Genomic DNA, 11046 nt, shown 5'->3' on the forward strand with positions numbered 1-11046 from the left:
TGGAGATAATAAAAAAATAAAATTTTATCAAACAAAAGGAGAATTTGCGTCGTCTTATATAAATGACAGGAGGTTTCCGATGGAAGAAAAGGTAGAAGAATTAATTGATATATATAAGCAGCAAATATATTCCTTATGCTATAAGTTAGCGAAGACGAAAGAAGACGCGGAAGATATTTTTCAAGAGACGTGGATAAAAGTTTTTTCATCGCGGCACCAACTTTCTTACGTGGAGAATTATAAAAAGTGGATTATTACAATTTGTGTTCGTACATTTTATGATTTTTATCGCAAAAAGAAAAGATGGAAAGATCGTGTATTGGATTTATTTCATAAAGAAGATGATGGAGAAATAGAGTTTGCAGATGATGTGAATATATCAGAAGAACTCATTCAAAAAGTCGAAGCAGAAATGATACGAGAAGTTATACAGTTATTAAATGAAAAATATAAAACAGCGCTCGTACTCTACTACTATGAACAATATTCTTACAAAGAAATGAGTGAAATATTAAATATACCAATTGGTACGGTGAAATACCGCCTTAATTATGCGAAGAAGCAAATGCGAGAACATTTGGAGGGGTTCGTTTATGAAGGAAGATAAATTTGAACAAAAGATAAAGAGTAGCTTAGCAGAAGAGATAACTCCAAGCGAAGAGCTGATAGATAACACGAAGCAGGGCGTGCGAAAGGCTCAGAAGTTAGAGAAGAGATGGATGATTTATATTCACGCCATTTGGATTGTTTTATTAACAGTTGTTATAGAACAATTTGTTACTCATTTAGATAACAAAATTCCAATTATTATAGCAGTTGTTATTACGATGCACGTATACATTCCGATATATGTTGTAATACAGTCATTTTTAAAGAAGGAGTATAAATTACATGAAAGAGTTCGCTAATCCGTTTGTAATATTTGAAGTAGCTGGAGTGACAATGCTTTTAGCTTTTATAGCACTGTTAATATGTGTTGCATCATGGGTATATACAGATGCGAAAGCACATCAAATGAGTAAAGGGTGGAGTGTTTTAGCAGTTATATTACCATTCTTTATTGGATTTTTATTATATATGGTGAGAAGAAGTAAAAAGAAAGTTGAAGGAGAATATAGGATGAATTTTGTTAAAAAGCAGAAGGTAACATTAGTTGCGATATTGGCAAGTACAATGTTTGTATTACTTAGTGGCTTTACTTTTGCACAGACGTTAGATGATGCCTGGAGAGCAGGAGATATATATTTAGAAAATGAGAAGCAAGGAGAGACAAGTTACGAGGCAAAATTCTCATCATGGGATATTGCTGGCAAAGATATTGAACTTGAGTATGCAAAAGATACAGAAGTAACATTTTCTTATGAGACGGATGCAAAACGTGGGAATTTATGCTTTAGCTTGTATGAAAGGCAAGGAGAAGGTATAAGAGAGTTAAAAGAGATCTGTGAATCGAAAAAAGGTACTTTTAAAGCTACATTGAAAGCGAATGAAAAGTATGTATTTAGTATAAGTGGTTTAATGGTGAAAGATGGTTTTGTAAAAGTGAATTGGGAAACAAAATAAAGGCCCTTGGGAAGGGCCCTTTATTTTATTGGATTGTATACGTAACCGAAAAGCTAACAGGACTATAGTAAACATAAGGTGCATGAAATTGAACGTACATATTCCCATCTGCTTTTGCAGTGAAAATTCGGCCGTAGCCATCAGAATAACGTCCAATAAGGTTATGATTTGAGTCATAAACACTGTAACTAGGGGTTTTGCTGTTAGGTTGAATTGTTAACTCTTGTCCCTTTTGAAGGAAAACAGGTTCTTGTTCAGAACTACTTCCAGTTTGCAAAGAATAAAATTTTGTAAAGCTTTGTTCTTGAGTAGCGGCAGCGGCCTTTGTTTCAGGAATAAACGCGGTAGCACCAGTAATTCCTGCTAAAGTTAATGCACCGGCTAAAATCATTTTTTTCATAGTAGAAAAGCCTCCTTAATTGTTGTAATCATTTTTGTTACAGTTAATATTGTATACGATAATGAGTAGGAGAAAATATGCTTTTATGCATATATATTTTTTCTCAATAAAAGACCACTGATAAAAATCGGTGGTCTTTTAAATGACTAAGCAGCTTTTTGTTCAGTTTGAGCGACAGGTTTTTGAAGTGTATTATAAACTCCTGTTCCAATAACCTCTAATGCCATTTTCATACGTTCAGGTGAAATGTTCTCAAATACGTTATCTTGAGGTGTGTGATATACCTTTTCGATATGATAGATTAATGGATTCCAACTATCGACACCCATCCAGATAAATAGGGCGGCCGGAATCCCAACTTCAGCAAATGGCACGTGATCACTAGAGCCGAATTTTCCTTGCAGAACGAGGTCATTATTTAATTGTTTACCTGCTTGTAAGGCTGCGTCTGTTACAAGATTTGGAGAACCGTTAGGCGTCATAGCATATAAATTCTTCGCCTTATCGTAATTTGTTGCAACCATGTCTGCGTTAAAGACACCTAAAATCCGGTCACGTTCTTTTTGGGATAGACTATTAACGTAATGATCGGAACCAAGTAGGCCAGTCTCTTCAGAACCGAAAGCAATAAAACGAATTTCTTTATCAGTTTCTACCTTTTGAAAAGCGCGTGCTAACTCTAATACTAACCCTGTACCAGAAGCATTGTCATTTGCTCCAGGTGCTCCAACGACACTATCGTAGTGTGAACTTACAACGACAGCTTTTTCATTACCTGTACTATTTTTTGGCTTCTTTTTAGCAATGACGTTTAATGACGATAAATTAGATTCATGTCTCGCTTTTAGGGAAAGAATTGTTGTCCCTTTTTTAGCGATTTCTTCTTTAAATGCATTTCCTTGCGCATAAGCAAGACCAAAGACAGGGATAGATTGCTTTTTCGTTAGGCGGGGATTGAAAGTTTGTCCGTAGTTTCCACGTCCACCAATTAAACTGTATAAAAGAACACCTTTTGCTCCTTTGCTAACGGCATTTTCAACTTGTTTATTATAGTCAGCTACTGTTGTTCCTCTTTCGAATAGAACAATTTTTCCATTTACTTCATTTGGGATATCCTCTAATTTTGTCCCACCTTGAACAAAGATAAGAGGAGCCGTAACAGCCTCTGTAGAAATTAGTGCGTTAGGAGCAGCACCAGCTTGCCAATTACGCTTTGTGGATAATGGTGATTCAATAAATCCAACGTATTGATCCGGCACTTGGAATGGTTGATATTCTACTTCATAGCCCATTGATTTAAGCTGCATACCAACGTAGCGAGAAGCCCATTCCTCTGATTTTGTTCCACCGGGGCGAGGGCCAATTGTTTCGGATAAGAAACGGATGTGTTCGATAGCGCGGCTTGCATCAACTTGTTTTGTAATAGATGAAGTCTGTGTGATTTCTGAAGTGGAATCAGCTTTGGCTTGTCCAATCGGAGCTAAGCTAACAGCGAGTGATACAGCAAGCAAAGAGCTTACTATTTTTTGTTTCAAAGATTTTTTCATTTTTTCCTCTCCTATTCTTCTATTCTCTCTGACTGACAAAAGAAGACGGATAACGACTTCATTTTACCCTTACCTTTATTATTTTTCAATATTCTGACATTGAGAAATAAAAAACGCTATATGCACATTTGCATATTTTTGACGGAGATATGTATGCTATCATTTTAAACGAAGGTTCGCTTTCTATTTGGAAAGCTCCTACATTGCATGAATCTAGTGTACCCAAACTTTAGATTATGTAGAGAAAAGAATCCACTGTAGGGTTTCTTTTCTCGTGTTTGAATCATGTGATGATAAATATGTTTCCGCATTTCATAATTATCATCAGTGATATATGTAAGGCATCCATATGAAAATACGAGGCTGTTCAAAGGTTTTCCGTACTTTTGGACAGCCTCACCCCGTTAAAAGGACGATACTCTATGTATCGTCCTTTTTTGTATAAAAAAACACCCAATCAAATGTTCACTTGATTGGGTGTGAAAAACTATTAATAATATTTTTTTCGTTTTGTAGCTAAAATACTTAACAAACCAGCTAGTAGAAGTAAGATACCTACTGTTTGAGTAGAATCTTTTTTGTGACCTGTATTTGGAAGTTCTTTACCCGTATTTCGGTCATCTTGCTGTTTGTTTATTTGTGTTTCAGGGTTACCTTTTTCTAGTTCTTCGGAAGTTCCTTTACCGTGTGCTTCAGGATTTCCTTTTTCTAGTTCTTCAGAAGTTTCTGTACCAGGTGTTTCAGGATTCTCTTTTTCTAGTTCTTCGGAAGTTTCCTTACCTGGTTTCTCTTCTTTATTCGGAGGAGTAATTGATTCATTATCTCCACCTGATGAAGATTCAATCTTTTTATTTGAAACTGTAATTTGTAGTGGTGCAGCTTGGGCTTTTTCAATTGTAAAGCTTATTGGTAATGCATCTAATTGATAGCCTTCAGGAGCTTTTGTTTCCACTAGTTGATAATTACCAGGTTTCAAATCATTTATGATTAATTTACCATGCCCATCTGTTTTTAAACCTTCCCGTACTACTTTTCCATCTTGATTTAAAATATTGAAAATGGCACCATCAAGTGTTCCATTGTGATCCATATCAACTTTAGTTAACTCCATTGAACCTGTAGTTAAACTATTTAAAGCAGTCACAGAAGTAACATGAGATTGTCCTTTCGTAATAGTGAAAGGAATTGGCTTAGCGTTTAAATCGTATCCAGTAGGAGCTTTCGTTTCAATAAACTGATAGTCTCCTGGACGTAAATCAGAAACAGAAATCTTGCCATCTTTATTAGTAGTTAAATCAGAACGAACGTCATTGCCGTTCATATCAACGATTTTAAAGATAGCTCCTTCAAGAGTAGAGCCGTCGATGTCATCGACTTTCGTTAATTCCACAGCGCCCTTCGTTAAGCTATTCTTAGCGGTAACAGAAGCAGTAGTGGTTTGACTCTTTTCAACAGTAAAGTTGATAGGGTTTTGATTTAAGTCGTAGTGAGTAGGAGCCTTTGTTTCAATAAACTGATAGTCTCCCGGACGTAAATCAGAAACAGAAATCTTGCCATCTTTATTAGTAGTTAAATCAGAACGAACGTCATTGCCATTCATATCAATGATTTTAAATACTGCGCCTTCAAGGGTAGCGCCGTCGACGTCATCAACTTTCGTTAATTCTACAGCACCTTTTGTTAAGCTATTCTTAGCAGTAACAGAAGCAGTAGCGGTTTGACTCTTTTCAACGATAAAGTTGATAGGAGTTTGATTTAAGTCGTAGTGAGTAGGAGCCTTTGTTTCAATGAATTGATAGTCTCCCGGACGTAAATCAGAAACAGAAATCTTGCCATCTTTATCAGTAGTTAAATTAGTGCGAACGTCATTGCCGTTCATATCAACGATTTTAAAGATAGCTCCTTCAAGAGTAGAGCCGTCGACGTCATCAACTTTCGTTAATTCCACAGCGCCCTTCGTTAAGCTATTCTTAGCAGTAACAGAAGCAATTTTTTCTTGTCCTTTTTTAACTGTGAACTTAATAGGTGTTTCGTTTAAGTCATAATGAGTAGGAGCTTTTGTTTCGATAAACTCATAGTCTCCTGGTGGTAATTCATCCACAACTAAATGACCGTTTTTATCAGTAGTTAAATCAGTACGGACGTCGTGTCCATCCTTATCAACAATTTTAAATACCGCACCCTCGAGTGTTGTGTTTTCTTCAACATCATCCACTTTAATTAACTCCACACTACCTTTCGTTAAGCTGTTAGTAGCTGTAACGAAGACATGTTTTGTTTGACTTCTTTCAATTGTGAACTTAATCGGATCTTCATTTAAGTCATAATGTTTCGGAGCTTTCGTTTCAATAAATTGATAGTCTCCAGGTTGTAAGTCTTTAGCGATGATTTTTCCGTCTTTATTGGTAACTAAATTCGTACGAATATCATTACCGTTCATATCAGTAATTTTAAATACCGCACCTTCTAGCGTTTCTTTCGCATCTAAAGAGTCAACTTTCGTTAATTCAACGCCACCCTTAGTTAAGCCATTTTTAGCAGTAACAGAAACGTGAGTTGTTTGGCTTTTCTCGATAATGAAAGGAATAGGTGTTTTATTTAAATCATAATGTTTCGGAGCTTTCGTTTCCACGAATTGATAATCTCCTGGTCTTAAATTAGAAGCAGAAACTTTCCCGTCTTTATCAGTAGTTAAATTTGTGCGAACAATTTTACCTTTCGCATCAATGATGTTAAATACTGCATCAGAAAGTTTTGTATCTGGATTTATATCATCCACTTTAATTAACTCTACCGCACCTTCAATTAAGCTGTTCTTAGCAGTGACTTGTAACTTCTCTGCTTGGCTTTTCTCAATTGTAAATTTAATTGGTGTAGCATCTAGTTTATAGTGCTTAGGAGCTGTTGTTTCAATAAATTGATAGTCTCCAGGATGTAAATCAGGAATAGAAACTTTCCCTTTCGCATCTGTCGTAATGCCAGTGCGAACGTCATTGCCGTTCATATCAACAATGTTAAATACCGCACCTTCAAGAGCTGTACCGTCGATATCATCCATTTTAGAAAGTTCTACCGCACCTTTAGTTAAACTATTTTTAGCAGTAACAGAAATCGGTTCGGCTTGTCCTTTTTCGATAGTGAAAGGAATTGGTTCTTTATTTAAATCGTAATGTTTCGGAGCCTTTGTCTCGATGAATTGATAATCACCCGGACGTAGGTCAGGAACGCTAATTTTACCTTGTGAATTGGTAGTAAGACTCTTGCGAATTACAGTACCCTTCATATCAACAATGTTAAATACCGCACCTTCAAGAGTAGTACCATCGACGTCATCGACTTTAGAAAGTTCAACTCCACCTTTAGTTAAACTATTTTTCATAGTAACAGTAGCAATATCTTTTTGGCTTTTTTCAACTGTAACTACAATTGGTTTTTTGTCTAAATCATAATGTTTCGGAGCGGTTGTTTCGACAAATTGATACGTACCAGGACGTAAATTTTCAACAACGATCTTTCCTACATTATTTGTTTTTAAATCTGTTTTAAGCACTTTTCCGTTTTGGTCTAGTAAATTAAATACCGCATCAGAAAGTTTCATTTGATCGTTTAGATCATCTACTTTAAGTAGTTCAATACTACTTTGTTGTAAGCTATTTTTAGCAGTTAAAGAAATAGTTTTCTTCTGTCCTTTTTCAATAGTGAAATGGATTGGCGTTTCATCTAAAACGTAATGCTTAGGAGCTTTCGTTTCGATGAATTGATAATCACCCGGACGTAGGTCATCGATTTCGATTTTTTCCTTTATTATTTGTAACAAGATCTTTATGAATTACAGTACCGTTCATATCAACAATGTTAAATACTGCACCTTCAAGTTTAGTATCATCGATGTCATCTACTTTAGAAAGTTCAACGCCACCTTTTGTTAGAGCGTTTTTAGCCGTAATATGAAGAGTTTCAGTTTGGCTTTTCTTAATTGTAAATTTGATCGGTTTTTTATTTAAATCGTAATGTTCAGGAGCTATTGTCTCAACGAATTGATACGTGCCAGGACGTAGATTTTCAACAACAATTTTTCCCTCATCATTTGTTTTTAAGCCTTCTTCAACTATCTCTCCGTCTGCATCTAATAAATTAAATACAGCATTAGAGAGCTTCGTATCAGTATCAATATCGTCAATTTTTGTTAATTCAACGCTACCTTTTTTTAACGTATTTTTACCTGTAACAGTAATTTTCTCTGTTTGACTTCTTTCAATTGTAAATGGAATCGGTTTCTCATCTAACACATAATGTTCAGGAGCAGCTGTTTCAATAAACTGATAGTCACCCGGACGTAAATTGGAAACAGAAATTTCACCATCGTCATCTGTAACAAGGTTTGTGCGAACTTCGTTACCATTCATATCAACAACTTTAAAGATTGCACCTTTCAGCATTGTACGATCGATGTCGTCGATTTTGGTTAAAATGATGCCACCCTTCGTTAAGCTGTTAGTAGCGGTAACGCTAATATTTTCTTTTTGACTTTTTCCGATAGTGAACGGAATAGGATCTTGTCTTAAGTCATAGTCTTTTGGAGCTTTTACTTCAATAAATTGATAGTCACCTGGACGTAAATCAGAAGCAGAAACTTTACCATGTTCATCGGTAGTTAATCCTTTGCGAACTACCTTTTTCGTATCATGAGCATCAGCAATGATAAATTCTGCACCTTCAAGAGTAGCCCCATCAACGTCATCAACCTTTGTTAAAGTAACGCCACCTGTAAGTAAACTATTTGTTACAGTGACAGGGACTGGAAGATCATCCTTGCTACCTTTTTTAATTGTGAACTTAATAGGTGTTTGATCTAATTTATAATGTTCAGGAGCTGATGTTTCAATAAATTGATAATCTCCTGGTGCTAAATCAGGAATAACTAGTACTCCGTAATCATTTGTTTTTAAATCTTTCGCAATTTCTTTGCCAGTTGCGTCTTGTAATGTGAACACTGCGCCGGCAAGAGCGATACTACTTTCCACATCATCTTCTTTAATAAGTTTAACTTTTCTTTTCGTTAAACTATTTTTAAATGTAAGTGGAAGAAGTTTTTGTTGTCCTTTTTCGATTGTAAATTCAATAGGTTCTACATTTACATCGTAATAAGTTGGGGCCTTTGTTTCGATAAGTTTATAGTTACCAGGACGTAAGTCGTCTACAACTAACTTTCCTTCACTATTCGTAACAAGTTCCGCACGAACATCTTCATTTGTATCTCTATTAACAATTTTAAATACAGCACCTTCAAGTGTTTCCTTTTCATCTGCAGCATTCACTTTTGTTAATTCAATACCGCCTTTTGTTAAGCTGTTTTTAGCAGTAACAGTAGCCGACGTCGTTTGACTTTCTGTGATCGTAAATTTAATCGGATTTGTATTTTTATCGTAATACTTCGGTGCTGTCACTTCGATAAATTTATAATCGCCAGGGCGTAAGCCGGTAGCGATAGCTTTACCATCTGCACCAGTTTTTATATTTTCGCGAATGACTTTCTTTTCATCATTAGCATCAACAATTTTAAATACAGCACCTTCAAGAGCTGTACCATCGATATCATCAACTTTCGTTAATTCAACATCTCCTGGTTTTAAAGCATTTTCAGCTTTCACAAGTAGAGTTTCTTTCTGACTTCTATCGATTGTAAATTCAATAGGTTCTGCTCGTAAAACGTAATGTTCAGGAGCAGCTGTTTCAATAAATTTATACGTACCAGGCTCTAAGTCTTTAACAGTTACTTTACCATCCGCACCAGTTGTTACATTTTCGCGAATGACTTTCTTTTCATCATTAGCATCGACAATTTTAAATACAGCACCTGCAAGAGCTGTACCATCGATATCATCAGTTTTTGTTAAAGTGACGCCACCTTTAATGAGGTGATTTGTCGCAGTAACAGTCACTGCTTTCTTTTGACTTTTTACAATTGTAAACTCAATTGGTTTTTATCTATGTCATAATCTTTAGGAGCTTTTTCTTCGACAAATTGATAGTCTCCAGGGCGTAAATCTTTTGCTTCAATTTGTCCTTTATTATTTGTCGTTCATTTTTCATATCCACGAATTACATTGTTATGTCGATCTCGTACACTGAACTCCGCACCTGCTAAAGTTTTTCCATCTTTATCGACTTTTGTTAAAATGGCCGAACCTGGAATCAAGCTGTTTGTTGCAGTGCGGTTTATTACTGTTGTTTGATCTTCCGCGATTTTAACCTCAATTAGTCGATCATCTAATTTATAATGCTCAGGAGCCTTTGTTTCTTGTAAGTAGTAAGTTCCTGGTTTTAAATGATCTACAGTAATTTGTCCTTTGTTATTTGTTGTTAATTTTTCGTGTTCTGAAATTATTTTTTTATCTTTATCAAGTAGTGTGAAAACGGCACCTTGCAGTGTTACGTTTTTGTTCAGGTCATCAGACTTTGTTAAAACTACTTTCCCGACAAACTTCTTATTTGCAAGTTTATATGTTGTAGTCTCTTGTGTACCAAGTTCAACAATTTTCCCTTGTTTTAAATCCCAGCTAATTACATAGCCTTCAGGAGCCTTTGTTTCTTTTAATAAATATTTATCGCGTTTTAAGTTATTAAATTTAGCGATACCGTCTTTATCTGTTGTAATTTTACGGATAACAGTTTTACCTGTACGATCGTATAAAGTAAATTCTGCCCCAGTTAATAGAGTGTTCTTATTGTCGTTATCTACCTTTATAATTTCAAGGTTTCCACGACCTTTAGTAGCAGATCCTCCGCCTGAACCCGAAGACATTCTCACTTCAATCGTTTCAGTAGTTTCTGTGTTCTTAACTGTTAACTGATTGCCAGCGATTTTTGCTTTATTACTCACTTTTTCTTTATCGTCTGCATTAATAAGTGAGCGATATTCTAAAATATAAGCTCGATCAATTTTCTTCAAGAAAGCAATTTCAAAATGTTGCTTTCCGGTATTATTGTCTGTTGTTATTTTGAGTTTATAGTCTGTTCCTTGTTTTAATTCATTTGCTGTATCTTTTGTTACATTTCCATAGTAATCGACAGTTGTAGGATATAAGTGGAATGAATCTTCCACAAGTACTTGATTGTCTGTTGGATCGTCTGTTACAACTGCGTCTGCAATGGTCGATTGGCTTTCATTAATTGCAATACTCCAATTAATATAGTTGTCATCTTGCACAGCTTTTTTAGTAACGAAGCTGCCACCTTTATTTACTTGAGCATCACCTTTAAGAGTGTTTACAATTTTAGAGCCATCTTTTAACTCTGCCTCGTTTTTGTAGGTGCCTTGGATAAGTTCACCATCAAGGCTTGTTTTAAAGATAATATAGTAAGGTGAATTAATTGATTGTTTGAAATGAACCTTTAGGGTGTTTTTATTTTTCTCTGTAGGTTCTTCAAGTTCATATTTCTCAGTTGGTACAGCATTACCCATGCCCATCAACTTAAGAATTTTCACTACCCCCAAGTGACAAAAAACGTTATTCTTTCTAAAAAGCTAGCTAG

General features: G+C 35.5%; 5 protein-coding genes and 1 pseudogene. 3 read left to right on the plus strand and 3 right to left on the minus strand.

The window, feature by feature from the left end:
* Positions 1–79 precede the first annotated feature (79 nt).
* The 3 genes from PDQ33_RS20920 to PDQ33_RS20930 are packed head-to-tail and all read left to right on the plus strand — an operon-like array spanning position 80 to position 1563.
* The gene (locus PDQ33_RS20920) at positions 80–607 is read left to right on the plus strand and encodes an RNA polymerase sigma factor (RefSeq protein ID WP_270394248.1); all 528 of its coding nucleotides are present in this window, start codon (positions 80–82) and stop codon (positions 605–607) included.
* A complete protein-coding gene (locus PDQ33_RS20925; RefSeq protein ID WP_074608062.1) occupies positions 594–908 on the plus strand; it encodes an anti-sigma factor in 315 nt (104 codons plus the stop codon). The genes PDQ33_RS20920 and PDQ33_RS20925 overlap by 14 nt, the downstream gene beginning before the upstream one ends.
* A complete protein-coding gene (locus PDQ33_RS20930) occupies positions 892–1563 on the plus strand; it encodes an anti-sigma factor (protein WP_270394247.1) in 672 nt (223 codons plus the stop codon). Before PDQ33_RS20925 ends, PDQ33_RS20930 begins: the two co-directional genes overlap by 17 nt.
* 25 nt (positions 1564–1588) lie before the next feature.
* Here PDQ33_RS20930 and PDQ33_RS20935 read toward each other — a convergent pair whose 3' ends face one another.
* From PDQ33_RS20935 to PDQ33_RS20945, 3 genes and pseudogenes are all read right to left on the minus strand, one after another.
* A complete protein-coding gene (locus PDQ33_RS20935; RefSeq protein WP_074532662.1) occupies positions 1589–1963 on the minus strand; it encodes a hypothetical protein in 375 nt (124 codons plus the stop codon).
* Between the two features lie 146 nt (positions 1964–2109).
* A complete protein-coding gene (locus PDQ33_RS20940) occupies positions 2110–3510 on the minus strand; it encodes a M28 family metallopeptidase (protein WP_270756515.1) in 1401 nt (466 codons plus the stop codon).
* Between the two features lie 490 nt (positions 3511–4000).
* Positions 4001–10972 (minus strand): annotated as a pseudogene (locus PDQ33_RS20945) (SpaA isopeptide-forming pilin-related protein); the annotation flags it as partial.
* Positions 10973–11046 lie beyond the last annotated feature (74 nt).

This window comes from Bacillus cereus group sp. Bc031 (assembly GCF_027716265.1).
GTDB classification, from domain to species: domain Bacteria; phylum Bacillota; class Bacilli; order Bacillales; family Bacillaceae_G; genus Bacillus_A; species Bacillus_A paranthracis.

What these genes read in the sequence shown, in the direction of transcription:
- PDQ33_RS20920 (WP_270394248.1), top strand. Translation starts at nt 80, where the DNA reads ATGGAAGAAAAGGTAGAAGAATTAATTGATATATATAAGCAGCAAATA.
- PDQ33_RS20925 (WP_074608062.1), top strand. Translation starts at nt 594, where the DNA reads ATGAAGGAAGATAAATTTGAACAAAAGATAAAGAGTAGCTTAGCAGAA.
- PDQ33_RS20930 (WP_270394247.1), top strand. Translation starts at nt 892, where the DNA reads ATGAAAGAGTTCGCTAATCCGTTTGTAATATTTGAAGTAGCTGGAGTG.
- PDQ33_RS20935 (WP_074532662.1), bottom strand. Translation starts at nt 1,963, where the DNA reads ATGAAAAAAATGATTTTAGCCGGTGCATTAACTTTAGCAGGAATTACT.
- PDQ33_RS20940 (WP_270756515.1), bottom strand. Translation starts at nt 3,510, where the DNA reads ATGAAAAAATCTTTGAAACAAAAAATAGTAAGCTCTTTGCTTGCTGTA.